Genomic DNA, 24,699 nt, shown 5'->3' with positions numbered 1-24,699 from the left:
TTAATGTTTTCCTTCCTGCACAGTTCGGACCTTCATATTGGCAAGCGATTTGGCAATCTTCCGGAGGATTTGAGAGGGCGCCTGCGCGAGGCGCGGCATGGTGTCATCGCCAGGCTTGCCAGCGCGGCACGAGAGCATGGGACGGATGTCATCCTGCTCGCCGGCGACACCTTCGATACCGAGACGCCGACGCCGGCCGTGCTTCGGCAAGCGCTTGGTGAGATGGCCCGGAATGCTTCGCTGCGCTGGGTGCTGCTTCCGGGCAATCACGATTCGCTGCTGGCGGACCAACTCTGGAGTGCGGCGCGCGGCGTGGTGCCCGACAATGTCATCCTGGCGACGGAGGCGGCGCCCCTTCCGCTTGAACCTGGTGTCATCCTGCTGCCGGCGCCTTGCACGACCAGGAGGCCGGGCCGCGACCTGACCGAATGGATGACGGGTGCTGCCACACCTGATGGCTCTATCCGCATCGGCCTCGCCCATGGCCCAATCCAGGAATTCTCGGAGGATGCCACGGCCACCAACGTGATTGCGCCGAACCGCGCGGCGCTGGCCGGCCTCGATTATATGGCTCTCGGCGATTGGCACGGATCGGTAGCGGTGGACGCCAGAACATATTACAGCGGCGCTCCCGAGCCCGACCGTTTCAAGCATGACCGGCCGGGGCAGGCGATGGTTGTTTCCATTGCCGGGCAGGGAGCGATGCCGACGACGACAGCGGTGACGACCGCCAGCTTTTCCTGGCAGACGTTACAGCTTCCGCTGCTGGCATCGGAAGACGGTGTTGAAGCGCTGAAGGCCGCGCTGCCGGAACCGTTCGCGCGGCGACAAACCCTGTTGCGCGTCGCGCTGTCCGGCCGTGCCCGGTTGAACGGGCGGACGGCAATGATCAGCCTGTTGGAGCAGGTCGCGCCGGAATTTGCGCATCTGGAGATCGATACCGACCTTCTGGGGACCGACTGTGAGAGCGATGATCTCGAGACCATCGACCGAGCCGGCGCGTTGCGCGATGCTGCGGAATTGCTGCTTTCCGAAAGCCTCGACCAATCCCGCTCCGGCGATGACAGGGGCGTGGCGCGCGAGGCATTGATCCGCCTGTTTTCCTATTGCGAGGCGATTGATCGATGAAACTTAACGCTCTTCGCCTTCACAATGTCAAACGCTTCGCCGGCCGCGGCATATCCGTCGAAGGAATCGCCGACGGCGTCAATGTGCTGAGCGCCGCCAACGAACATGGCAAATCGACCTGTTTTGAGGCGCTGCATGCTCTGTTCTTCCAGCCGCACAGCGGTAATCCAAAGAGCGTGCAGATGCTGCGCCCCTATAGCGGCGGCAATCCGATCGTCGAGGCCGACATCACGATCGAAGCCGGCCGCTACCGCCTGACCAAGCAGTTCCATAGCGGACGGCGCGCCAGCGTCACCGATCTCGGCAGCGGCCGGATCGTCGCCCAGGCAGACGAGGCCGAGGCTTTCATCGGCGATCTCATTTCCGGCGGAACTGCCGGCCCGGCAGGCCTGCTCTGGGTGCGCCAGGGCATCACCGGCATCGAAAATCGTAGCAAGAGCGAGGAAGAGAACGACAAGCGGGTGCGAGAAAGCCTGCTGACTTCGGTGCAGGGAGAGGTGGAGGCGCTGACGGGCGGACGGCGCATGTCGGCGGTGCTCGAAGCCTGCGAGGATGAACTCAATCGCCTGGTCACCGCGACGCTCCGGCCAAAGACCGGAGGCCGCTTTGCCGCCGCGCTCGAGGAGCGTGACCGGCTGCAGGCGGAGGAGGCGCGGCTGGCCAAGGAGGTGGAGATGCTGCACGGCGCGCTCGATCGCCGCCGCTCAGTGCAGGCGAGACTCAGCGAACTGGAAAACTCCGATGAGGAGGCCGGCCGGAAGACCGCGATTGCCAATGCCGAGTCGGCGCTCGGAGCTGCTAAACTGCATGACAGGGAACTCAAAGCGCTCGATGCCGAGGCTGCCTTGGCCGCCAGCCGCCGCGACGACGCGCAGCAGGCATTCGACCGCTTCCACGCAGCATTGAACCGCAGCGGCGAACTCGCGCGGCGTTTCGCCTTGGCGGAAAAGGACCTTTCAAATGCAGCCGAGCGACGCACGGCATCGCTTGTTGAAAGCGAGGCTGCAACGGCGGAGGTTCAGGCGGCCGAAGAGGAGGAGCGGGTAAACCGCGAACTTCTCGCGCGGATCGAGGCAGCGCTACGTTCACGCCACGCCGCAGAGCGCTTGGCCGAGGTCCGCCTGCGTCTCGAACAGGCGGAAGCCGCGCGCCAGCAGATCGAGGATGGGGATGCGGCGCATGCATTGCTCGCCATTCCAGCCGATGCCATCGAACGGCTTGAAGCGCTGGACATCAAGATCGTCGGCTTGCGCGCAGCCGCCGAAGTCGGCCTTCCCACGCTCCGGATCGATTACCTGAAGGACGTCTCCGGATTGGTGAGCATGGACCGCCAGCCTTTGATTGGGGGCGAGGATAAGAGCTTTGCCGGGATGGCGAGGCTCGACATAGCAGGCGTCGGCACCCTGACCATCCATTCCAACCGGCAGGCCGATCACAATGGGGCGCTGGAGACCGCGGAAGCCATGCGCCAAACATTGCTTGCCAAGCTCGGTATCGACAGTCTGCGGGCGGCGCGGCAGCGCGAAATTGCCGCGCGGAACAAGCAGGAGGAACTGGTGCGGGCGCGCCAGCGGCTCGCCGATCTCGCCCCGAATGGCATTGACGCACTTCACCTCGACGCCGCACGCTTTGCCGAACTCAGCCAGGGTGCGGTCGAACTCGACGCCAACCCGGAAGAGGTGCGTGCCGGTCTCGCGGATGCGACACGGCGCATCGAACTGGCGCGCAACCGGGCGCGGGAGGCGTCAATGATGCGCACGGAAGCCGGCGAGGCCATATTGCGCGCGCAGACCGAGCACGCCAGGCTTGGCCAGGAACTCGAGGCCATCGAAGCGGTCATCGGCCCCGAGTCCGGCCGAACTGAATTGCAGCAGGACCTCGCCATAAAACTTTCCAGCGCCAGAGAGCAGGTCGATGCTGTCGAACTTCGGGCCGCGCCTTTGCGCAGGACAGGGCGGGACCTCGCAGGCGCAGAGGCCGCCCTTGCCAGGGCGCGCTCGGTCGCCGACGCCGCAGGCCGCGAAATTGCCAGGCTCCGCGAAGAGCTTGCTGATCTCGGCGGTCAGATCCGCACCCGTTCGGACAGTGCGCTGGAAGAAAACTGGTCGGAAACGCGCGATTCTCTGGCAGCGGCGCGCGAACAGGTGAAGCGTTTCGAGACGGAGGTCGGCGTGCTCGATCGCTTGCGCAAGGCGCTGACGGCGACGCGCGCGGCGGCGCGTGACCTCTATCTCAAGCCGGTCATGAGCGAACTAGCCCCGCTGCTCGGCCTGCTGTTCGACGACATCTCGATCACCTTCGACGGCGACACCTTGCTGCCGCAGATCGTGCGCCGCAACGGTCTGGACGAAGATGTCGACCGGCTGAGCGGCGGCATGCGGGAGCAGCTCTCGGTGCTGACCCGCCTCGCATTCGCCCGGCTGCTTGCCCGCGATGGCCGGCCGGCGCCTGTCATCCTCGACGATGCGCTTGTTTATTCCGACGACGACCGAATCGAGCGGATGTTCGATGCGCTGCACCGCCAATCGCGCGACCAGCAGATCCTCGTCTTCTCCTGCCGCCAGCGCGCCTTCGCCAAGCTGGGCGGCAATGTGCTCACCATGCAGCCGTGGCAGCCGGATTAGGGAGAGGTCCTGAGCCGCTGAAACTTCAATCGCAGTTGGATGAAGGTTCGGGTGCAAGCTTTCGAGGTCGTCGCTCGCCTTGGGCGCAAATGACGTTGTAGTTCATGCCCTGCGCTATTTCTTGGCGTGAGCGGCCATACGGGCATCGAGCCGCCGGCCGACGTCCTCGGCAGAAAGGCCGCGCTCGGGGTGGGCTTTCGTCTCGTCATAGGTAGGCACGACCTCGTCTCGCAGCCATTTCTCAACGGCGGCGTCGCGGGCGGCCAAGGTGCGCAGGCCGTCGCGGATGACTTCGCTCTCGGTCGCATATTCGCCGGAGCTGACTTTGGCCTTCACCATCTGCGCCATTTCCAATGGAAGGGTGATGGTGAGGGGTTGGGTTGTACGCATAGTGTGTGTCCTCGGTTATCTCCTTATAACAAAGTGTATGATTAAATCATACACTTTACATTTAGGCGACCTGGAGGGGTTAAGCCAATCGTAGAAACGGCTTAGTTGGGCGCGGCTCTACACTCAGGCGAGGACGACGCCTCGCTCAAGCCATAGATAGGCGGCAGCCGTCCAGGAAAAGCCGAGGCCACCGCAGCCCTGGCCGGTGACCGGGTCGAAATATTCGGCGAAACCTTCCGTTTCGATCGCTGCGATGGTGGATTGCCGCAGCTCTTCGGCGACATCCGCGTAGCGATTGCGCTTAAGGCCGTCGATCAGCAGCCAATTGATGATCGCCCAGGCGGGGCCGCGCCAGTAGCGCTTCGGCTCCCAACTGGCGATGCCGGGTTTGGTCGTGGGGAAGGCAACCTTGAGATCCTTGGACCAGGCCTTCATTTCGGAGACCAGGGCGTCCGCAACCTGCTTGTCGAGGTCCAGCGAGAGGAGGGGGATGAAGCCGGCTTGCGTGGCGGCTTCGACATCTTCGCCGGAGATCAGGTCGCGCGAGACGAAGCGGACAAGCTCCGGCCGCCACTGGGCCACTATCGCCTTGCGGCTGCGGTCGTTGAAGGCAGCGATCTCGATCGCGTCATCGGTCCGCCCAAACAGGCGGGCAAGGTGTTCCAGATCTTCGCCCGCCTTGAGCAGGATTGCGGTCGTCTGGATCTCGGCGACCTTGAACGCCGCCTTTTCCCATTGCCGCGCCGGATCCCAGCCGCAGGCGGCATAGGTATCGACGAGATGGATGAAGCGGCGGTAATCCTCGTCGCGCGGGCGCATATCGGCATCGACATGACCGGTATCCTTGCGCACCACAGGCGTATCGGTATTGGTCGGCACTCGGGCGAGCGCGATGTCCCAGGCGGGAGAATTGTCGCTGCCGCTTTCCCAGGGATGCAGGAGTGCTATGAGCCCCGTGCCTTCAGGGTCGCGCGCCGAATACCACCAGCGATGCCATTTCAGCGCCGCCACGTAGAGGGGCAGGGTGCGCGCTTCGCCATCCTTGCCGGCGGCTTCATGCAGCTTGCGCAGCGCAATCGCAAAGACCGGCGGCTGGGTTATGCCGGAGGTCGGGATAGCGTGTCTCGTGCGCCAGACGTTCGGTCCCGGGAAGTAAGTATCGCTTGGCGCATGGAAGACGATATGCGGGATCATTCCATCAGCCCACTGGCCCTCGACCAGCCGCTCCAGCTCGCGATAGGCGCGGTCGGTATCGTAGAGCGCAAAGCCCATGGCAACGAAGGCCGAATCCCAGTTCCACTGGAACGGGTAGAGCCGGTCGGTCGGCACGGTATAGCCGCCGCGATCGTTGGCGGCGAGGATGCGCTTCGCCTGGTCGGTATGCATGTTCATGTCGGATGCTCCGGTATTCTTAGGCCAAGAGGGCCGGAAAGGACTTGCCGCTTTCGGGTGAAAGCCAGGTGATGCGCTTCTGGTCGAGCTTCAGACCGATCGTGTCGCCGCTCTTTACGGTCTCCGAGGCCGGCAGGATGACGCGCACCGGCTGGTCGTGGATCGAGCCGGTCAGAAGCAGGTGCGAGCCCATCGGTTCGGCAACGCGCACCCGCATTTCGAGACCCTGCGGCAGCGGCGCGAGTTCGACGGCTTCGCCGCGCAGGCCAAGGATCACTTCATTGCCGGACCCCCGCGGCGCGACAAGCTGTACGGCGCCTGCCGCCACCTGGCTGTTTGTCACCGGCACCTTGATGAAATTCATCGGCGGGTTGCCGATGAAGCCGCCGACGAAACGTGTCGCCGGGTGGTTGTAGATCTCGACCGGATGGCCGACCTGTTCGACCACGCCGCCATGCATGACGGCAATGCGGTCGGAAAGGCCCATGGCTTCGGTCTGGTCGTGGGTGACGTAGATCGTCGTGGTGCCGGCCGATTGCAGCACCGTCTTGAGTTCGGTGCGCATTTCGAGGCGGAGCAGCGCGTCGAGGTTCGAAAGCGGCTCGTCCATCAGCAGAACCTTCGGTTCGACGGCAAGGGCGCGAGCGACCGCGACGCGCTGGCGCTGGCCGCCGGAAAGCTTGTTCGGGTAGCGGTCGAGATATTGCTCGATATGCAGGAGGCCGGCGGCCTTCTCGACCTGCGCCTTCACCCTGGCGTCGTCGGCCTTCTGCATCCGCAGTCCGAAGGCGACGTTCTCATAGACCGTCATGTGCGGAAAGACGGCGTAGTTCTGGAAGACCATCGCAAGGCCGCGATCCTTGGGAGGCAAGCCGATCACCGACTTGTCGCCGATGCGGATATCTCCCGATGTTGCGGTCTCGAGGCCGGCGATGATGCGCAGCAGCGTGGTCTTGCCGCAGCCGGACGGACCGAGCAGCGAGACGAATTCGCCGTCGTTGATCGTCAGCGAGACCTCTTTCAGCGCCTGGAAGGCTCCGAAGCTCTTGCGGATGCGGTCGATGACAATGTTGGCCATATCTCTGGTCCCGTTATTTGGAGGAAATGCCCCAGATCGCGAAGAGGTAGCGCCTGACCGCGAAGATGAAGACAACCGATGGAAGGATGAGCATCAGGCCCCCGGCAAAGCGGTAATGCATCGGGCTTTCCGAAAGCACGGTCAGCAGGTAGGCGGTCAGCGTGCGGTTGCGCACCGTCAGTACCGAGGCGGCAAAAACCTCGTTCCACGAGATGACGAAGGCAAAGACGGCGGTCGCGACGATGCCCGGCAGGGCCAAGGGTGCCACCACCTTGAAGAAGGCCTGAATGCGGGTGCAGCCGAACACCCAGGCGGCTTCCTCCAACTCCTTGGGTACCCCGAGGAAAATGCCCTGGGTGACGAGTGCGGCAAAAGGCAGCGCCAGAACCGTATGGATAAGGCCGACGCCGAGGATCGTATCGTAGAGGCCGAGCCGGATGAAGGAGACCGTCAGCGGCAAGGCCAGGATCGCCAGCGGAAAGGCGCGGGTCAGCAGCACCAGAAGGCGGTAGCTGTCCTTGCCGCGGAAATCGTAGCGGGCGAGCGCGTAACCTGCCGGCGCGCCGAGCAGGATCGAAAGCGCCACCGTGATGGCGGCTGCCCCCAGCGAATTGAGGAAGGACTGGACGACGCCTTCGGTCTTCAGAAAGAGAAAAAAGGGCTCGAGCGATATGCCGGCGGGAAGACCGGTCTTCGGCCAGACATAGACGCCCTGGCGACCACCGAGCGCCCCGAGCGCCACCAGATAGATCGGCACCAGCACCCAGGCGCATAGGGCGGCGATGCCGCTCCACAAAAGCCAGCGCCGTGAGGAGACGAAGCTGGCGGCTTTAGGGGTGTCTGTGGTCGTGCTGATGGTATCCGTGGTCATGGCAGGCGCTCCGGATCGACCTTCAGGGCTTTGAGATAGATAAGCGTGGCGGCAAGCGAGATGATCATGATCAGCACCGCGTAGGCAGCAGCGACGCTGTAATTCTGGTTCTGGTTTTGCCAGTTGTAGGCCTCGCCGACGAGGACCGGAAAATTGCGCCCGCCGAGCGCATAGACCACCGCGAAGACCTCGAAGGCGAGCACGGTGCGCAGGATCAGCGCCGATTGCAGCGCGGGGCGGATCAGCGGCAGGGTGATGCGCCAGAAACGCGTCCACGGACCCGCGCCGAAGATTTCGGCGGCTTCCTTGAACTCCTTCGGCACCTGGTTGAGGCCGGCAACGATGATGACCATGACGATTGCCGTGCCGCGCCAGATTTCGGCAACTGCAATCGCGATGAAGAGCGCGACCGGCGTCTGGTAGGAGAGCCAGCTTGCCTGCCGGCTGATGATGCCGAGGCCGAAGAGCAGCGAATTCAGATAGCCGGTATTTTGCAGGATCGACAGCCAGACGAGACCGGCGGCGAGATCGGAAATGCCGAGCGGGATCGTCCAGATCCACAGGATCGTCTCGCGCCCGCGGCCGACCTTGGCGACCATCGTGCCCATGGCCAGCGCAAGGGCGATCTGCACCGGCACGACCGCGATCGTCAGCAGGAAGGTATTTTTCACCGAGCGGGTGAAGTTGATGTCGGTGACCATGCGCTCGGCATTTGCAAGCGACGGCGCGCCATTATCCGACACCGCCAGCCAGATCGTCTGCACCAGCGGCACGACAAACAGCAGTGCCAGGAAGGCGACGGATGGCAGGATCAGCAGATAGGGGATCCAGGGTCGGCTATTGGTCATCGGCTCCCGCCTCGACGAGCAGAGGGGTGAAAGAGCGTCCGGGCATTTCGCCCGGACGCTTGCTAAGTGGGTTTATTGAACCGGGCAGGGGCCGTCGCTCTTGGCGTCAGGCGCCCAGCAGGCAGCCTTGGTGTCGGTCATCAGCTTGGCCATCGTCGCGCCCTGGGCCTTCAGCACGTCTGCAATGGGCTCGTTCTGCAGCACGATGCGCTGGAAACTGTCCATGTAGACCTTGTTGAACTCGCCGCCCTTGTCGCCGAGGCCGACCGGGAGCAGCGAGATGACCGCGTCCTTGGAGGCCTGGGTGGCGGTGACGGCACCGGCGAGCAGGGCGACGCCGGCATCGAGATCCGGCGGCAGCTTGACGTTGAGGGTCGGGAAGAAGCCGACCTTGGAGGCGGTCAGGAGCTGCGTGTCCGGCATGGACAGGTGCTCGATGATTTTTTCTGCGCCGGCCTTGTCAGGCGCGCCCTTCGGAATGGCGAGACCGGCGACGACTGGCATGTAGCCGCGGCCCTTCGGACCGGCGGGAGCGGGGAAGACCACATAATCATCCGGTGCGGCGGAAATGGCATTCTTCAGCCGGGCGATGTGGTCCCAGGCAACCATGACTTCGCCGGCCGCGAGCGGCTCCTGCATGAAGTCGTAGCTGGTCGAGTTCGGTGTCACATAGGCCCACAGCACCTTCAGCTTCTCCCAGCCGGCGGCCGCATCGGCACTCTGGAAAGTACGCACGACGCCGCCTGTGAAGGAGGGATAGAAATAGCCCTGGAAATAACGCGCCATCAGGCCTTTCGGGCCGGCGGGAAAGCCGATCTGCGGCTGGCCGGTTGCGTCCTGCATATTCTTGCCCCACTCGATCAGCTGATCGTAGTTCAGCGCGTTCACGTCGGCGCCGGCAGGCAGGTATTGCAGCGCTTCCTTCTTGGCGGCCATCACATAGGTCGCCTGCATCCACGGGATGTACTGCTGGGTCGACTTGCCGAGCTTGCCGAGATCGAGCAGCGACTGCGGCATGCCGCTCGCTGCCAACTTCTTGGCGAGATCGTCAAGCGGCTCGAGCGTGTCCTTGTCGGCGAGCGGCGAGAGCTCGCCATGCAGTGCACCGACGAGGCTGACGGTGTGCTTGCCGGCCTGACGCTCGGCTTCCATGCGCACCGCAAACTGCGGCGGCTCCTCGACCACGTAGTCAACCGAGCCGACGTCCTTCAGGAGTTCCTCGCGAACGACGGTCGCCTCCTCGATCGGACGAAGCTGGGTGGATACGAAAACGGTCTGGGCCAGCACCGGCGAGGCGAAGGCCAGCACCGTGGAAGCCAGAATTCCAAATGACATGATATGTTTCATCTTCTCCTCCTTCATTGTTCATTGTTTGAGATGCACGGCTGTCTATGCCGCCTTGGCGGGACGGCGATGGCTGTCGCGATCGACGAATTCGATCGCGTGAAGCTCCTGGAGTTCTTCGGCAGGTTCGCCGGCGATGGCGCGCAGCAGCAGCGAGGCGAAGTTCGCGCCGAGGTTTTCGCCGGTCATGCGCATGGTCGACAGCGGCGGGCTTGTGAAGGCGCCCATTGCCAGGTCGTCATGGCCGACAATGCTGATCTGGTTGCCGCCATCGACCTCGCGTAGCGCCCGGAGCGCTCCGATCGCCATTTCGTCGGTGGCGCAAACGAGTGCGGTCGGACGCGAGGGTTGGCGCAGAAGTTCGAGTGCGGCGAGATAACCGCCCTGTTCCAACGGCGCGCCTTCGGCGCAGAGGTCGGTGGCAAGGCCGCATTCCTCCATCGCCGCCCGCCAGCCACGGCAGCGGTCATGTGCGAAGTAATATTCCTGCGGGCCGGCGATGTGGCCGATACGGCGGTGGCCGGCAGCATGGAAGCGCAGCGTCGCGGCTCGAAAGCCGGCAAAACCGTCGCCGTCGATATAGGGATGGGACAGCAGGCTTTCCGTGCGGCCGTTGGTGACGAAGGGAATGCCGCGCGACTGCAGAAATTCGACGCGCTCGTCCTTGCGTTTGGTGCGGACGAGAAGCATGGCGTCGACGCGGCGGCCATCGACGAAGCGGCGGCAGATGTCGAGTTCGCTCTCGCCGCGCGGCACCGGCGCAATCACCAGATTGAGGCCGGCAGCGGCAAGGTGTTCGGCACAGCCGGACAACATATCGAGGAAATGCGGAGGACCGATATGGCCAGGATCGCTCGGCAGCGTGACCGCAACCAGTTCGGCGCGCTGCCTGCGGAGGCGCCTCGCCGAAGCATTCGGCCGGTAGCCGACCTTGTCGGCAGCCTCTCGAACCCGTTCGCGCGTGGCGGCCGACACATCGGCATAACCATCGAGCGCCCGCGATACCGTGGTGATCGACAGTCCCAGCGATTGCGCGAGCTGTTTGAGATTGGCCAAGATCTTCCTCCCGAATTGAGAAAAAGATTCTCCAAAACGTTTTGGGAGTCAAGCCAAAACGTTTTGGCTCCATGAGAGGCGCCGGAATCCATGATTATCTTTGGATTAGCGGAAGGGCGCAAGACTCGGAAAGCGGCCAAGGATTCTCAACGCAGATTGGGAGGGACCACTATCTTGTGTATCTGGATACGCTCCGGAAGTTCGCACAGCAGTTCTGCATCTCGCGCCAGATGATGAACCTGCTCCGGATCACCTTTCGTAAACGCCGTCATCGATTGCATGTCGGCCCAGTAGGAGATCGTCGTGAACCATGTTTCATCCTTTCGATCTTCGCGTAGCAATTGGACGCCGAGCGCCGTCTTAAGCAGTGGCGGAATTCCCTCAGCGCGATTGTAAGCCTCGTATTCATCGGCAAATTCCGGCTTGGTGCGGCCACGCCAGATACGGGCTATGGTTGGAACATTCGTCATGTTTTGCTCCCAGTGACATCTGAACGAAGCAAGCCGACGGCGAGGAACAATCCCGCACGAGCGGCAGGCCATCTGGAAAATGTGTCGCTCCAACCCAATGAAAAGTGCTCCCGACACGGCGGGATAACCCAAGGCTTGCTTTGGGCAGGGAGGTGGCTTCTCTCGCTCAATCGGCAAGCTTGAGTGTTGCCGTAAACTGCGTCCCTTCCAGGCGACTATATCTCGCCTCGCCATGCAGTTGATTGACGAAGGCTTTAATCAGCCGCGTCCCCATCCCGGCGCTGTCCGATCGACCATCGAATCCAATCCCGTCGTCAGCGACGGTAAGTTGGGATTCCTCTCCTTCGGTCACGTGCAGCATGACGCGAATGTTTCCGGATGCTCGGCCGTCGAACGCGTATTTCATGCTGTTGGCAATCAACTCGTTGAGCAAGAGGGCAAACGGCGTTGCCTTGTCGGCTGCAATCACGATGTCGTCGATTTCAAAGTCGACGGAAACGGCGCGGCCATGGACGTCGACGAGCGTCCTAACGAATGATGGAATGAACTCTCGAGCAGATATTCCGCTAAACTGGTCGAAGCCGTACATCTGCTCGTGAACGGCAGACATCGCAGAAATGCGCTCATTTAATTTTTGAACAGCCTCCGGTTCAAAACCCTGCAAGCGCAGCAGGGCCATCACCGTCTGCAGGTTGTTCTTCACTCGATGGTGTATCTCGCGCATGAGCGTTTTATTTGACCGCAACGCATCCGCAAGCTGCTTGGTGTGCAATGTGTCTACCTTGATCAGGTTCTGAATCCACAATGCAGCGGCCAAAGCGCCGACGAGGGCGAAAGCGACCAACAAAGCCGCGATTTTTGCATCCTCCCAAAAGGGCTGCATGATCACATGGATATCTGCCGAAGCAATGGCCACGAAAGGGGTGCGTTCGAGGATTCGGTATCCAACCAGGCGATCGTCATCATCGACTGGCGACACGGAGCGATATGTGCCTGATGTCGCCTTCCTCATATAGTCGGTAAACAGCTTGTGGTTTCGCATATCGACTGGTCCGGCAGGTTCCGGGTATCGGGCGATAAGTTGCCCGTCGCGTCTTATGAGGCTGACAATCGAGTTCTCGCCTATCGCCACCGCGTCCCATATTGGCCTTAGGATGCTCGCGTCGAAGGCAATCACGGCGACGCCGGCGAACTCGCCATTTCGTTCCAGCCTGCGGCTGAAGACGAATATCTGCCGCTGGGAAAGGCGGCTGATGATCAGCGGCGATGTATATTCGTCAGCACCGTTTCTCAGCCGAACGAAGTAGTCGCGATCCGTAACGTTGACCGGCCGGATATCGCGATCATTTGAGTAGAGCGTTTCTCCAACGGCTCCGATGACATAGGCAGTCGCCTGAGGAGGAAGGTCGTAGACGGCAGCGTCGAGATCGCGCACGCGATCCGGCCCGGGCAAAGACATACTCGGCCCCAGAGCATCATCAATCCGGTGCAGGGTCTCCCGGGCAAGGGAATTCAACCAGTTCGCGTTCGCTGCAACGATTTTGGAAGCCGCGCTGACACGCTCATCGCCCCGGCGAACAGCTGTCTCGTAACTGGAAATGAGCCAGAGCGACAAAAGGGTGGTCAGTGACAGAAACATCAGCGCGATGATCGCGAGCGATGCTTTTCCTACGGAGCCAACGTATTTATCGCCACCGATCATCTTTTAGGCCAATTTCCATTTGTGCGGCGACAGCCAGATGGTGACATTGCAACGCATTTAGAACCATATCCGATAAGCTGATTTCTGACTCTCGAAAATTATGCCGTGCTCCCGACTCGGCGCCCTCAAGAGCGCGACTGAGGATTGCATTTCATAACCGTCTTTAGAGAACGATCGTGACATCGGTCAATCTCACTCCGAGAAGGAGGTCAGAATGCTGGAGAGCTTTCGCACGCGAAGCTCGCCACGACAGGTCCCAACCGATCATTCGGCGTCTATTCGATCAAAATCTAATCAACGGCGTAACCTGATTTGAAAGTCGGTTTGGTAGGCAGGGGTCTCCTTCCGGGAAGTAACGTCATGATCCTTGAGTTGCAGAATGCCATTCTGGAAATGATTGCCAAAGGGGAACCGCTGGCAGCAACGATCGAGCAACTTTGCCTTAAGGTTGAGGCCGCCGTTCCTGGAGTCATCGCTTCGGTGCTGACGTTCGACGGGAGCCGTCTCCACACACTTGCCGGACCTTCCCTGCCGCCTGACTACTCAACGGCTGTCGACAATCTTCAAGCCGGTCCTCTTGCGGGCTCCTGTGGCGCTGCTGCCTATTTCGGAGAAGCGGTCGTTGTCACCGATATTGAGACCGATCCTCGTTGGCAGGATTTCAAGTCTCTGGTGCTTCCGCTGGGGTTGCGGGCTTGCTGGTCCAGCCCAATCAAGAGCGGCGGCCGGGTGATCGGCACCTTCGCCTTCTACTATCGAGACCGCCGCGGTCCGAAGGTCGTCGAACGGGACCTCGTCGAGGCTTGTGCCCATCTCTGCACGATCGCCATCGATCGCGAAGAGCGGGTGATGGAACGTCAGCGGCTGACATACAGCGACGCTTTGACGGGCCTGTCGAATCGCGCTCGTTTCAACCAGCTTCTCGCCGAAGAGCTGCCTCGATCCCGGCGCGCCTGGGGCATCTTGCTTGTTGACATCGACAACTTGAAACTCGTGAACGACACGTTCGGGCACGCAGCCGGCGACGCATTGATTCAAGTGGTCGCAGACCGGGTCGCCACGACAGCAGGCACCAAAAACACCTTTAGGCTCGGTGGAGATGAGTTTGCTGTCATTGTGTCGGGCGACAAAAACCTTGATCTGAAGGCGAGCGCGACCGACATCCTCACAGCACTGTCTTCTCCTTCAACCTGCGACGGTCATGTCGTCTTTCCCGCCGCGACGATTGGCGGCGCGTTGGCAGAGACGGAAACAAACCCTGACCAGACCCGCCAGAACGCCGATGTGGCGCTCTATCATGCAAAAGAACACAATCGCGGCCGGTACGTGCAACACTATCCCGGCCTGGGCACCGCCCTGACCAGACGCTTCAGGGCGGTTCGGGACGTGGGCGTCGCCCTGAAAGACGATCGGATCGATGCGCATTACCAGCCGATCTTGCGCCTGGATACGCGCGAAATTGTCGGTTTCGAAGCCTTGTGTCGAATGACCACGCCTTCCGGCGAAATCATAGCCGCAGCGCATTTCCATGAGGCGACGAAAGACGCGCATATTGCTGCTGAGCTGACCGAACGGATGTTGCTGAGGGTTGCGAAAGACATCCGCAGCTGGCTCGCCCGAGGCCTTCCTCTCCAGCATGTAGGCATCAACCTGTCCGCGGCAGATTTTCGTGGCGGTAATCTGCAAGACAGGCTGTGCCGAATTTTCGGGGAAGCGCAGGTTCCCCTCAAGCACATCATCCTCGAAGTGACGGAATCGGTTTATCTCGGACAACGGGACTATGTCGTCGCGGACGAGATAAAGGCTCTTCGGTCCAAGGGCTTGCGGGTTGCCCTCGACGACTTTGGCACGGGTTACGCGTCTTTGACCCACCTGCTGACGGTGCCGGTCGACATCATCAAGATCGACAAGTCCTTCATCGACCGCATGGTGCCGGGCGACGCTGGGACCTTCATCGTTGAGGGCTTGATCGGAATAGCTCACAAGCTGGGAATCCGGGTCGTCGCAGAGGGGATTGAAACAGAACCCCAAGCTGCTCAATTGAGCCAGCTCGGCTGCAAGCTCGGGCAGGGCTATCTATTTTCGAAAGCCGTCGATCGAACGGTTGCCGCGGCCTTTTTAGATCAGCATGGACAACGGCTCAACCAAGACAAGACCCGTGCCGGAGCCCTATAGCCTGAGCGAGGTTTTCGCGCTCGAGCCGGCCCCGGATACCTGAGACAACGCTTGAATACCAAGATCACTTTGAACGGATCAGAGATGCGAAAACGGATACATGTCAGCCAATTGCGGGTCGGAATGTATGTTGAGGACGTCGAAATTGAGGGAGAAGACAGGACACGCCGGTTCAAGCCGTTCCTGATATCGGCCACCGGTCAGGTCGAGAATTTGATGGCAAGCCGCCTCATGACTGTTGTTATCGACGTCGGAAAGGGCGCGGATGTCGATCCGGGCGGGGCACAGGACATCGACCGGGCTGCGTTTGACGCCCAGCTTCGTGCCGTGTTTTCGGCCAAGGATATCAAGCAGGCGAGGGAATGCGTCGAGGATACGAGACCGCAGATCCGTCATATGCTTGCCCATGCCAGGATCAAAGCCTCTTTCGCCAGTGATGCGGCAAGCGCAGCTGTGGAGCGGATCATGTCGGCAGCCTTCGACAATGCGGGTGCGCTGATCGCAGTCGCCAAGCTGAAGGAAAAAGATGAGCTGACGTTCCTCCACTCGCTGGCGGTTAGCGCATTGATGATCACCCTGGGGCGCAGCCTCGGTCATGGAGAAGAGGATGTGCGGGTATTGGGACTGGGTGGACTGGTTCACGATCTTGGAAAAATGGCGCTTCCGGACGACATCTTGACGAAACCCGGTAAACTGACGGCCGAGGAAATGGATCTTGTGCGCGGGCACCCTCAGCGGGGATATGAGCTGGTTTCCCATGTCGCCCATGTCCCGAAGCCGGTGCTCGACATCTGTCGCTACCACCACGAAAAGTTCGATGGCTCCGGCTATCCTGGTCGCCTCGCCGGAAAGAAGATCCCTTACGTCGCCCGGCTTGCGGCGATTTGTGACGTTTACGAAGCGCTGACCACCATCAGGCCGTATAAGCGCGCCTTCTCACAAGCAGAGGCGATCAACATGATGATGAATTCGCCGGGCCATTTCGATAGCCAGCTTCTTTCCGCATTCGTGTCAAAAATGGTGATCAGCGGCACGCTGCAATAGATCCGTCATTTGCCATACGGCGCGTCGCACCGGCCAAACGTCAATTGCAACTCCGCTCCGGATCGGCGGTCATTTCGGCAGCAGGGCCGGGGTCACAAGAACCGATCTCCATCTCGTCGGTTTGATTCCCATCAAAGCGAACATTGATGGGCATATCTTATTCGGAGAGCGACGTTCGAAACTACGAGAAGTTCTCCAGGACAGCCAGGAACGTATGCCGATCACCGTGTCCTTCGGTGAGCCGCACTCGGCCCTCGATATCGGCCAGGTGATGGTCCATTAGTTGCTGAGCCTTCGCCAGGTCCTTGGCCTTCAGCGCCGCCACGATCATTCGGTGGTGGTCTGCGCCGCAATCGTCCTTACGCTCTTCTTCGTACAAGGACATGACGAGGGACAGGCGAGCGACGATCTTCGACAGCATTTCCGTCAAGACAGGATTTCCGGCGGTTTCGGCGAGTACGATATGAAATTTGCCAGACAGAACCGTCTTGGATTTCTCATCACCATGATGATGGATGTGCTCTTCTTCGTCGGTCAGTTTTTGCAGGGCATCGAGTTGTTCGGCCGTTGCCCGTGCAATAACGAGCTCCAGCAGAAGTCCTTCAAGTTTTCGGCGGGCTTCGAACAGGTTCTTGGCCTGGGCAATGCTGGGTTCGGCAACAAAAGTGCCGCGGTTTCTCTTTCGCTCCAGGAGGTGATCACTTTCGAGAACACCGAGCGCGCCGCGTACGACCGTGCGGCTAACGCCAAAATGCTCCGCTATCGCCTCCTCCAGGATTTTCGTGCCCGGCTTTAAGGCGCCTTCACCGATAGCTGCCGCCAGCGTGGCGCGAATGCGCTCGGAGACGTCGTCGTTGTTGTCGGCGCTATCGACCGCCCCACTGGACGCGGGTGGCGCCTTGACGCTTTGACGGCGCGTCTTCCTTATTGCCTTCACCACTTCAAGCCTCGGTAATGTTTTGCGTCCAGTTACTCGTGCACCGAATATCCGTTCGTCGTAATTATTTCTATAAGAATGTTTCTGCGCAACCACTGCATTTTGATAGAAATCCCAATTGAAGGCGCCGACAAAAATATCCGCCCGCGCTATCTTCAAAGGCTAGGCTGCCTTTTGTTCTTTTGCCGGCGGGGACAAGGTAATACCCTTTTCGGCGCAAATAGCCTCGATGTGGCGGGCCGACTGCTTGATGAAACCAATCGCCTCGTCGAAACCGTAGGATTGCACCTCATAGGTCGGGTAGCCGTAGCGGCTGCTCTCATAGGCTTCCCAGTCGAGAACCGCTCCGGAGGCGACCCGCTTTTCATAGGCATCCACCATCGCCATGTAGGCCGCAAGCTCATCCGCCGTCAGGTCCGGGTGGCCAGCTCGCCAGACCGGATCGTCGATCTCGATGCACTGGCGTGGATTGGCCTTGCGAGGCTTGTCGGCGACAGACTGGGCAACCTCCAGCGATAGGTTCAGCGCGGCGTTGGCGTCGCTGAGAATGGGAAGGATCGCGGCGAAATCGACAATGCCGCCGCCAACGGGTCTGGTCTGGAAATCGAGACCACCCGGAGCGCGCCCGACATAGGCATCCTTGATATGGGTCTGGCGGATATGGGGAGCCAGCCGCTTGGCGGCGAAGACCGGATGCTCGCCCCGCTGCAGTCCGTTTGCCGTGTCGAAGACGACGCCGACGCAATCGGCGCCGACCTTCTCGATCAATCGCAGGATCTCGAAGGAGGTGATCTCGTCGTGGGTTTCGATGTTCATGTGCGCGCCATTGGCGCGCGCGACGGGCGCGAGCTTGCGGAGGACCTTTTCGATCCCGATCAACTGCTCTTCCCAGGTCACATCGGTGCGGAAGCGGTCATTGGCCAGCCGGCCGCGATATTCGCTCTTGAAATTGCCCGGAGCAACCCAGAGCTCATGGCAGCCGATCGCGGCACTTGCCTCGATCATGCGCGTGAAACCGGCAATGATATCGCCGCCGCCGGCTGCCCGCAGCGCCGGTTCCTCGGCGCTGCAATAGGGATTGATCTTGCCGATGCCGCTTTCGAGATAGAGGCCAAGGTCGTCGGCCTTCGCCCTGATGTCGCGCAGCAGGCCGCTGTCGAGATCGGGGCTCATGTCCAGCGCCGTACTGAAGAAAATGCCTGCGAGCCCAAGTTCCTTGACGTGATCGAGGCTTGCCAGAGGCCCCCGCTTCTTTGACTCGGGCAGCTTTATGCTGTCGATTCCCAATTTCATGTCATGCTCCTCTGCTGTTTCCTGATGGGGCGCGCTGCACTGGCGACCCCTTCGTTGTTGATCTCAATTCACGTCGATGGATCCGCGATCACGCCCGTCCGGGAGCACGAGGCTTCTCTGCTGTCCGGCCTTTCGGAACGAGACTCTTTTCGAGATAGTGCTGGCCTATGGATGCGACGGTCGTGATGGCGAGGTACCAGATCGAGGCGACGAACAGCAGTTCGATGACGAGGAAGTTCCGGGCGTAGATTGCCTGGGCCTGCGTCAGCAGATCCTGCATGCCGATGACCGAGACGATAGCGCTGGCCTTCAGCATGCCGATGGCCTGGTTCCCCGTCGGCGGCACGATGATACGCGTGGCCTGGGGCATGATGACGGTGAGAAAGGTCTGTGTCTTTTTCAGCCCGAGCGCCGTTGCCGCTTCGCGCTGGCCGCGATCGACTGCGACCAGGCCGCCGCGGATGATCTCCGACATGTTCGCAGCTTCATGCAGCCCGAGTGCGAGGAAGCCGGCCAGGGCCGGCGTCACCAGATCGTTGATCGAAATGGTGAAGCTTCCCATCCCGACCTGCGGGATGAAGAGGGCGATATTGAACCAGAAGAAGATCTGGACAATCAACGGCACGCCGCGAAACCACCAGACGAAGCCGGCGGCGATCACCTTGAGAACCGGGTTCTGGCTCGTCGCCATCAGCGCCAGCAGGCATCCGAGTACGATGCCAAACACCATGGCGCCAGCCGTCAGTTCAAGCGTCAGCAGCACGCCGCGCAGGATCGAAGGATCCACCAGATAGCGGGGGATCTCGGACCACTGGATGCTCTGGCTCTGCCCGACGACGAGCGCAAAGAAGGCCAGCGCTGAAATCGCGATGGCACCGGTTGCGATCTGTCCCCAACGCATCGGTCTTCCGACCGATGGCGCAAGGGAGAGCGATATGGGTGACGCTTCAAACAGGGCCATCGGCGTCAATCCGCAGGCATGTTGGCGGCATCATTGACCTTGACGGTCTTCACGGCCAGCGGTCCGAGGCTCCACTTCTTCATGATGGTCTCGTAGGCGCCGGAGTCCACCATCTGCTGCAAGGCGGCAACGACGCTGTCGCGCAGCTGCGGATTTTCCTTGGCGGTCAGCATGCCGAGATAACCGACGGCAAGGCGGATATCCGGCAGCGCCTGCAGGCCCTTGCCGTTTCCGGTCTGGTGTTCGGTGGTGTAGACGCTGGTGGCGTAACCGTTGACCGTGGCGTCAGCCCTCCCGGTGCGGACGGCCTGCAGCACATCCGGCATTTTCGGAATCGACATGATGTTGACCGGGGTCGCGCATTTGGCCGATGCCGCCTCGACCATCTTCGCCTGGAAGGTACCGACGGGAACGGCGACCTTCTTGCCGCACAGATCCTCCAGGCCCTTAATGGCGAGAGGATTGTCCTTGATCGTCATGATCGTCGTCGCGTCATACATATAGTCGATGACGTCGACCTGCTTTTCCAGCTCCGGATCGTCGTTGATGCCCGAGATCGAGAGGTCGAAGCGCTTCGCCAATATGGAGGGCACGATCGCCGCACCCGCCCCGACATCGGTCATCTCAACATCGACACCCAGGATGACGCCGACTGCGGCAGCAATATCGGCATCGATGCCGATCAGCTTGCCGTCTTCGCCGTGAAAGCTGATCGGCGGCGTCAGGTCGGTCGCGACCTTCAGCACGCCCGATGACTTGATGGAGGGCGGCAGCCCGTCGGCCAGTTTCTGCGTGAGGACGACACCGGGGAGCTTGGCGACATCGGCATCGGGCGTCATCTTCTCAGCGGCACCTCCGGCGGCATAAGCAGAGGCCGCGATCAAAGAGACCATCGCTCCGGCAACCCCGGCCTTCAAGATTTTATGAATGCGCATCATGTGATCCCCTTTCATTTTTGTACCGGTGCATTCTCGGGATCATCCATGCAATCGCCGTGCCACCTGCAGTGACGCGTCAATAATTATCTGATATCAATAGGATTTTTGTTGATGACGACATTTCTGATAGAGTTTCGCAATATATTTCGCATGAAGTTTCGAACATATGATGCACAATTTTTACGCTTGCCGGCCCTGCCGCATCACTTTTGACCGCCGCATTCGCTCACAAGACCCAAAAACACCTCTTCAGATGCCAAACCCCGCGCTTTTCGGCGCTTGATCGCCCGTTCAGGGGCCGTGGCTGTTTCTATCTGATGCCCATTTAATATACGAGGCTGGCGAAAATTTATACAAAAAGTAAATGCGCATTCTAAATAGAATAATTATTATTACAAACTTTCGCAAGTTTGTAAGTCAAAAATATCTATTTATTTTCATAGACTTGTTATCGCCGTCAGCGGCGAAGGACAAAACTGGCACGCCGCTTGCAAGTCGTTTCTCATGAACAAGCTCGACGCAAAATTTCTCGCCGGACCGCATCTCCGTCTTGTCCCGGAGACCGCGCAGCAATCCGTGACCTCGACCCAGCACCAGGGAGGCCCTATGCCAGGCATACCGAATATGGCTGAACGCAAACGGCTCAGCGTTCAGGGCCTCACACACAGCTATGGTGGCCAGAATGCCATCAGCGACGTGGCCTTCGATATCGAGGCCGGCGAGATCGTTGCCCTGCTTGGGCCGAGCGGCTGCGGCAAGTCGACCGTGCTGCGCGCCATTGCCGGGCTGATCCAGCCGAAGACTGGCAGGATTGTGCTCGGGGAGAAGGACTTGGCCGATGTCTCGGCCCGCTCACGCGGCGTCGGCATGGTTTTCCAGAACTATGCTTTGTTTCCGCATCTGACGGTCGCTGAAAACATCGCCTATCCGCTCGCCTGCCAGAAGCTTCCTCGCGCTGAGCGCAAGGCGCGCGTCGAGGAGATGCTGTCTCTCGTCAGGCTCAAGGATTACGGCAACCGCCTGCCGCGGGAACTCTCCGGCGGTCAGCAGCAGCGCATCGCCGTCGCCCGCGCCATCGCCGGGCGCCCGTCCCTTCTTCTGCTCGACGAACCCTTCGGCGCGCTCGACCGCGCCTTGCGTTTCGATCTGCAGGTCGAGCTACTGCACCTGCAGAAGACGCTCGGCATCACGACGCTGATCGTCACGCACGACCAGGAGGAGGCTCAGAGCCTCGCAAACCGCCTGGTGCTGATGAACAAGGGCAATGTCGAGCAGATCGACACGCCGATGACCGTCTATGACCGCCCGAAGACGCTCTTCGTCAACACCTTCATCGGCCAGGCAAACCTGCTCAATGGAACGGTGCTGCGGCTCGATGCCGAGAGCACGCTGATCGGCCTTGCGAATGACCGGACCCTGCTCCTGCCGCGCCGGCTGAACTTCACCCTCGGCTCGAAGGTCACGATCACCTTCCGGCCGGAGGAAGTTCGCCTGTCGACGCAGCCGAGCGAGAGTACTCTGCCGGTTCACATGACCGTTTCCGTGCCGCTCGGCCCTTCCCTCGTCCATGACCTTGTTCTGGAAGACGGCACGGGCCTGCGCGCTTCCGAGGTCAGAGGCCCCTCCACATTCTTCCCGAACCGGGAACGCCGCTATTTGCCGAGATCGACACCGCAAGGTGTCACGCCTTTCCGGCCGAACCGGAAATCATGAGTGAAGAAACAATTCAACAGAGGTGAACGTGATGAAGGACTTTCAGATTACCCGTCGTGGGTTCGGTTTCCTGGCGGCCGGTGTCGCCGCATCGGCCATGCTTCCGCTTTCCGCCCGCGCTGCCGGCGGAGGAGCCGTTGCCGCCACTTTCCCAGGCAGTTGGGAGGATGCTTACCGCACAGTGCTGACGCCGATGGTCAAGGATGCAGGCTATGACCTGACGATTGCCCCGGCGATGGCGCAGGACCAGCTTGCCAAGATCATGGCAAGCCCCGGCAACCCGCCCTATGACACGCTGCTGATGTCGCCCGGCCAGATGGCCGTCGCCATCGAGAAGGATCTCATCCAGAAGATCGATCCGAGCAAGCTCAAGAACTGGGGCATGCTCGATCCGTCCTTCCAGGGCGAATACGGCCCGACCGTGACCATCGAAGTCAACGGCATCGCCTACAATCCCGATCTCGTTCCGAAGCCGAAGGGTTATCGCGATCTCTTCGAAAACCCGGCCTATAGCGGCAAGGTTTCCTGGACCGGCTTTGCCTCTAACACCGCCGTCATGGCCTATACCGAGATCGCCAAGATCTTCGGTTCCGGCCCCAACGACATGGACGCCGTCTTCAAGCTGTTCAAGGATCATCCGGAGCATCTGAAGGGCGTGGTCGACAGCACCAACCACCAGATGACGCTGTTTCAGCAGGGTGAAATCGCCGTTTTCATGTGCTCGACCGGCAACGTCGCCCGCCTGAAGAGCCTCGGCCTCAACGCCGAGTTCGTCCAACCCGAAACCGGCTCGCCGGCAGCCCCCGTCAACATCCACTTGACCAAGGGCACGGCCAATCTCGATGCGGCCTATGCCTATATGGATGCCGCGATCTCCAAGGCCGCCCAGGACCAGCTCAAGGAGCCGCCGACCGAGATGTTCCCGACCAACAAGGATGTGGCGCTGACACCTGGCATCGAAGCCTATGTCACCCGCGACCAGATCAAGACCATGGTCTATCCGGACTGGGTCGCGATCAACAAGAACCGCGACGGCTGGATCCGCCAGTTCGACGCCCTCGTTGCCGGTTGAGGTGATGTGATGAAGGCGAGCGGCTTCCCATACGTCCTGCCGATGCTGTTGCTTTCCGTGGCGTTCTTCGCAACGCCGCTCGCCGTCCTCGTCGGTTTCAGCTTCGCCGGGCCCGGCGGAGCGACCCTCGAACATTATGCCCGCTTCTTCGGCGACGCGTTCAATTTCCGCGTCCTCGTCAATACCGCAAGGCTTGGGCTCGAAACCGTCATCGGCACGACCTTGCTCGGCGTACCGATCGCACTCCTCTACTGGCACGGCGGCCGAAACCTTCGGCAGGTGCTGATTTTCCTGACGCTCATTCCGATGCTGACCAGCAATGTCGTGCGCACCTTCGCCTGGATCGTCATCCTCGGACGCCAGGGGCCGATCAGCGAAGCGCTGGTCGCGCTCGGCCTGACGGGAATGCCGACCAGCCTGCTGTTTACCGAACTCGGCCTGGTCATGGCCATGTGCCAGATCGACCTGCCGCTGATCATCCTGCCGCTGATTGCCATCCTGTCGCGCACGCCGGTGCAACTGACGGAAGCGGCTCAGGTTTCCGGCGCCGGTCCCTGGCGCATCCTCGTCACCGTGCTTCTGCCGCTGATGCTGCCGGGCCTGCTGGCGGGCTGGATCCTGGTCTTTGCCAGCACCAGCAGTTCCTTCGTTACCCAGGCTGTCATCGGCGGCGCGCGCAACGTCTATGTGCCGCAGCTGATCTACCGCGAGGTCGGTACGCTGTTCGACTGGCCGCTGGCCTCGGCCATCGCCGTCGTCCTGCTGCTGTCCACCGGCTGCCTGCTGGTCGCCCTTACCATGATGTCCCGTCACAGGAGGTTGGTCGGTCATGCCTGATCGTCGCGAAAATCCCATTCCCGTCATGCTCTATAAGGCATTCGTCTACGGTTTCGGCGGCCTCTGCGTCATCTATCTCGTGGCACCCATCGTGATTGCGCTGACGATGTCGTTTACCTCGGGGCAGACATTGAAATATCCGCCGCAGGGCTTTTCGCTCAGGTGGTATGCGGCGCTGCTCGATCCGGTGCGCTCGGCAACCGAACATATCGCCGCCTGGAATTCGCTGAAGATCGCCGGCCTTGCCGTCCTCGGATCGCTGATCTTTGCGGTTCCGGCAACCATCGGCATGACGCGCATGAAGCGCAGCGCGGTCGGCACGATCGAGCCACTGCTGCTCGCCCCGCTCGTCCTGCCGAGCCTGGTCTACGGCCTTGCCGCCCTGATCGTCGCCAATTTCATCGGCTTCAAGCCGTCGCTCTGGCTGACCGTATCAGGCCATGTCGTGGTCTTCGGGCCGCTGATGTACCGCGCCGCCTCAGTCGTCGCCCAGGGTCTCAATCCCTCGCTTGCCGAGGCATCGACGACGATGGGCGCGAGCTGGTTCATGACATTGCGGCGCGTGACCCTGCCGCTGCTGATGCCCGGCATTCTGGCCGGGGCATTCCTCGTCTTCATCCAGTCGCTCGACAATGTGTCGGTATCGCTTTTCCTCGCCGATGCCCGAACGACCGTCTTGCCGCTGCGCATGTTCGCTTTGATCGAGGAATCCCTCGATGTGCGCGTCGCGGCAATCTCCGGAATTCTGATCGCCGTGACGCTGGTCGGACTGCTGGTTGCCCGGCGCGTTCTCGCGCCGCCGCGGCCGGCCTGAACGATCCGCCAT

General features: G+C 61.0%; 20 protein-coding genes and 1 pseudogene. 8 read left to right on the top strand and 13 right to left on the bottom strand.

The window, feature by feature from the left end:
* Positions 1 to 3 precede the first annotated feature (3 nt).
* A complete protein-coding gene (locus AC245Y_RS25075; protein ID WP_017996153.1) occupies positions 4 to 1,128 on the top strand; it encodes a metallophosphoesterase family protein in 1,125 nt (374 codons plus the stop codon).
* Complete coding sequence (locus AC245Y_RS25070; RefSeq protein ID WP_017996154.1) at positions 1,125 to 3,752, top strand: AAA family ATPase; 2,628 nt, start codon at positions 1,125 to 1,127, stop codon at positions 3,750 to 3,752. Before AC245Y_RS25075 ends, AC245Y_RS25070 begins: the two co-directional genes overlap by 4 nt.
* 114 nt (positions 3,753 to 3,866) lie before the next feature.
* On the opposite strand, the gene AC245Y_RS25065 is transcribed toward AC245Y_RS25070, so the two are convergent.
* From AC245Y_RS25065 to AC245Y_RS25025, 9 genes are all read right to left on the bottom strand, one after another.
* Positions 3,867 to 4,142, bottom strand: coding sequence for a ribbon-helix-helix domain-containing protein (locus tag AC245Y_RS25065; RefSeq protein ID WP_017996155.1), 276 nt, complete (start codon positions 4,140 to 4,142; stop codon positions 3,867 to 3,869).
* A gap of 123 nt (positions 4,143 to 4,265) precedes the next feature.
* Positions 4,266 to 5,534 carry an MGH1-like glycoside hydrolase domain-containing protein gene (locus tag AC245Y_RS25060; protein WP_017996156.1) on the bottom strand — a complete coding sequence of 423 codons (1,269 nt, stop codon included), beginning with the start codon at positions 5,532 to 5,534 and terminating at the stop codon, positions 4,266 to 4,268.
* A 19-nt stretch (positions 5,535 to 5,553) separates the two neighbouring features.
* Entirely contained in the window at positions 5,554 to 6,612 is a 1,059-nt protein-coding gene (locus AC245Y_RS25055) for an ABC transporter ATP-binding protein (protein ID WP_003562416.1), read from the bottom strand.
* A gap of 13 nt (positions 6,613 to 6,625) precedes the next feature.
* Entirely contained in the window at positions 6,626 to 7,483 is an 858-nt protein-coding gene (locus AC245Y_RS25050; protein WP_012755685.1) for a carbohydrate ABC transporter permease, read from the bottom strand.
* On the bottom strand, positions 7,480 to 8,331 hold the full coding sequence (locus AC245Y_RS25045) for a carbohydrate ABC transporter permease (protein WP_012755684.1): 852 nt from the start codon (positions 8,329 to 8,331) through the stop codon (positions 7,480 to 7,482). Before AC245Y_RS25045 ends, AC245Y_RS25050 begins: the two co-directional genes overlap by 4 nt.
* A gap of 72 nt (positions 8,332 to 8,403) precedes the next feature.
* On the bottom strand, positions 8,404 to 9,678 hold the full coding sequence (locus tag AC245Y_RS25040; RefSeq protein ID WP_032996977.1) for an ABC transporter substrate-binding protein: 1,275 nt from the start codon (positions 9,676 to 9,678) through the stop codon (positions 8,404 to 8,406).
* A 42-nt stretch (positions 9,679 to 9,720) separates the two neighbouring features.
* The gene (locus AC245Y_RS25035; protein ID WP_012755682.1) at positions 9,721 to 10,731 is read right to left on the bottom strand and encodes a LacI family DNA-binding transcriptional regulator; all 1,011 of its coding nucleotides are present in this window, start codon (positions 10,729 to 10,731) and stop codon (positions 9,721 to 9,723) included.
* 146 nt (positions 10,732 to 10,877) lie between these two features.
* Positions 10,878 to 11,201, bottom strand: coding sequence for an antibiotic biosynthesis monooxygenase family protein (locus AC245Y_RS25030; protein ID WP_003562421.1), 324 nt, complete (start codon positions 11,199 to 11,201; stop codon positions 10,878 to 10,880).
* A 166-nt stretch (positions 11,202 to 11,367) separates the two neighbouring features.
* Positions 11,368 to 12,903, bottom strand: a complete 1,536-nt coding sequence (locus AC245Y_RS25025) for a sensor histidine kinase (protein ID WP_003562423.1) — start codon at positions 12,901 to 12,903, stop codon at positions 11,368 to 11,370.
* A gap of 360 nt (positions 12,904 to 13,263) precedes the next feature.
* On the opposite strand from AC245Y_RS25025, the gene AC245Y_RS25020 reads away from it, so the two are divergent.
* Both AC245Y_RS25020 and AC245Y_RS25015 read left to right on the top strand, forming a co-directional pair.
* A complete protein-coding gene (locus AC245Y_RS25020) occupies positions 13,264 to 15,078 on the top strand; it encodes a putative bifunctional diguanylate cyclase/phosphodiesterase (protein WP_003562424.1) in 1,815 nt (604 codons plus the stop codon).
* A gap of 84 nt (positions 15,079 to 15,162) precedes the next feature.
* On the top strand, positions 15,163 to 16,122 hold the full coding sequence (locus AC245Y_RS25015) for an HD-GYP domain-containing protein (RefSeq protein ID WP_050563554.1): 960 nt from the start codon (positions 15,163 to 15,165) through the stop codon (positions 16,120 to 16,122).
* Positions 16,123 to 16,303: 181 nt separating this feature from the next.
* Here AC245Y_RS25015 and AC245Y_RS25010 read toward each other — a convergent pair whose 3' ends face one another.
* The 4 genes from AC245Y_RS25010 to AC245Y_RS24995 all read right to left on the bottom strand — a co-directional run bounded on the left by AC245Y_RS25010 (position 16,304) and on the right by AC245Y_RS24995 (position 20,251).
* Complete coding sequence (locus AC245Y_RS25010) at positions 16,304 to 17,050, bottom strand: GntR family transcriptional regulator (protein WP_026157581.1); 747 nt, start codon at positions 17,048 to 17,050, stop codon at positions 16,304 to 16,306.
* A gap of 171 nt (positions 17,051 to 17,221) precedes the next feature.
* The gene (locus tag AC245Y_RS25005; RefSeq protein ID WP_017996159.1) at positions 17,222 to 18,352 is read right to left on the bottom strand and encodes a sugar phosphate isomerase/epimerase family protein; all 1,131 of its coding nucleotides are present in this window, start codon (positions 18,350 to 18,352) and stop codon (positions 17,222 to 17,224) included.
* An 88-nt stretch (positions 18,353 to 18,440) separates the two neighbouring features.
* Entirely contained in the window at positions 18,441 to 19,313 is an 873-nt protein-coding gene (locus tag AC245Y_RS25000) for an amino acid ABC transporter permease (protein ID WP_017996160.1), read from the bottom strand.
* 5 nt (positions 19,314 to 19,318) lie between these two features.
* Positions 19,319 to 20,251: an ABC transporter substrate-binding protein gene (locus tag AC245Y_RS24995; protein ID WP_017996161.1), complete on the bottom strand. Its 933-nt coding sequence runs from the start codon at positions 20,249 to 20,251 to the stop codon at positions 19,319 to 19,321.
* 504 nt (positions 20,252 to 20,755) lie between these two features.
* Here AC245Y_RS24995 and AC245Y_RS24990 point away from each other — a divergent pair.
* From AC245Y_RS24990 to AC245Y_RS24975, 4 genes and pseudogenes are all read left to right on the top strand, one after another.
* Positions 20,756 to 21,990: pseudogene (locus AC245Y_RS24990) on the top strand (ABC transporter ATP-binding protein).
* A gap of 5 nt (positions 21,991 to 21,995) precedes the next feature.
* The gene (locus tag AC245Y_RS24985) at positions 21,996 to 23,036 is read left to right on the top strand and encodes an ABC transporter substrate-binding protein (protein WP_032996978.1); all 1,041 of its coding nucleotides are present in this window, start codon (positions 21,996 to 21,998) and stop codon (positions 23,034 to 23,036) included.
* A gap of 9 nt (positions 23,037 to 23,045) precedes the next feature.
* Complete coding sequence (locus tag AC245Y_RS24980) at positions 23,046 to 23,873, top strand: ABC transporter permease (RefSeq protein WP_032996873.1); 828 nt, start codon at positions 23,046 to 23,048, stop codon at positions 23,871 to 23,873.
* Positions 23,866 to 24,687 (top strand): ABC transporter permease, encoded by an 822-nt coding sequence (locus tag AC245Y_RS24975; protein WP_017996165.1) that lies wholly within the window; start codon positions 23,866 to 23,868, stop codon positions 24,685 to 24,687. Before AC245Y_RS24980 ends, AC245Y_RS24975 begins: the two co-directional genes overlap by 8 nt.
* The last annotated feature ends 12 nt before the right edge of the window (positions 24,688 to 24,699 follow it).

The sequence above is a fragment of the Rhizobium sp. SRDI943 genome (assembly GCF_057653695.1).
The sequence above is the reverse complement of the archived record's forward strand: the minus strand, read 5'-3'. Positions and strand labels throughout refer to the sequence as shown.

Bases quoted from the DNA above. Each gene is read 5' to 3' on its own strand.
- AC245Y_RS24975 (WP_017996165.1), top strand. From the start codon at position 23,866: ATGCCTGATCGTCGCGAAAATCCCATTCCCGTCATGCTCTATAAGGCA.
- AC245Y_RS24980 (WP_032996873.1), top strand. From the start codon at position 23,046: ATGAAGGCGAGCGGCTTCCCATACGTCCTGCCGATGCTGTTGCTTTCC.
- AC245Y_RS25055 (WP_003562416.1), bottom strand. From the start codon at position 6,612: ATGGCCAACATTGTCATCGACCGCATCCGCAAGAGCTTCGGAGCCTTC.
- AC245Y_RS25040 (WP_032996977.1), bottom strand. From the start codon at position 9,678: ATGAAACATATCATGTCATTTGGAATTCTGGCTTCCACGGTGCTGGCC.
- AC245Y_RS25000 (WP_017996160.1), bottom strand. From the start codon at position 19,313: ATGGCCCTGTTTGAAGCGTCACCCATATCGCTCTCCCTTGCGCCATCG.
- AC245Y_RS25065 (WP_017996155.1), bottom strand. From the start codon at position 4,142: ATGCGTACAACCCAACCCCTCACCATCACCCTTCCATTGGAAATGGCG.
- AC245Y_RS25030 (WP_003562421.1), bottom strand. From the start codon at position 11,201: ATGACGAATGTTCCAACCATAGCCCGTATCTGGCGTGGCCGCACCAAG.
- AC245Y_RS25050 (WP_012755685.1), bottom strand. From the start codon at position 7,483: ATGACCACGGATACCATCAGCACGACCACAGACACCCCTAAAGCCGCC.
- AC245Y_RS24985 (WP_032996978.1), top strand. From the start codon at position 21,996: ATGAAGGACTTTCAGATTACCCGTCGTGGGTTCGGTTTCCTGGCGGCC.
- AC245Y_RS25075 (WP_017996153.1), top strand. From the start codon at position 4: ATGTTTTCCTTCCTGCACAGTTCGGACCTTCATATTGGCAAGCGATTT.
- AC245Y_RS25045 (WP_012755684.1), bottom strand. From the start codon at position 8,331: ATGACCAATAGCCGACCCTGGATCCCCTATCTGCTGATCCTGCCATCC.
- AC245Y_RS25005 (WP_017996159.1), bottom strand. From the start codon at position 18,352: ATGAAATTGGGAATCGACAGCATAAAGCTGCCCGAGTCAAAGAAGCGG.
- AC245Y_RS25070 (WP_017996154.1), top strand. From the start codon at position 1,125: ATGAAACTTAACGCTCTTCGCCTTCACAATGTCAAACGCTTCGCCGGC.
- AC245Y_RS24995 (WP_017996161.1), bottom strand. From the start codon at position 20,251: ATGATGCGCATTCATAAAATCTTGAAGGCCGGGGTTGCCGGAGCGATG.
- AC245Y_RS25015 (WP_050563554.1), top strand. From the start codon at position 15,163: ATGCGAAAACGGATACATGTCAGCCAATTGCGGGTCGGAATGTATGTT.
- AC245Y_RS25025 (WP_003562423.1), bottom strand. From the start codon at position 12,903: ATGATCGGTGGCGATAAATACGTTGGCTCCGTAGGAAAAGCATCGCTC.
- AC245Y_RS25020 (WP_003562424.1), top strand. From the start codon at position 13,264: ATGATCCTTGAGTTGCAGAATGCCATTCTGGAAATGATTGCCAAAGGG.
- AC245Y_RS25060 (WP_017996156.1), bottom strand. From the start codon at position 5,534: ATGAACATGCATACCGACCAGGCGAAGCGCATCCTCGCCGCCAACGAT.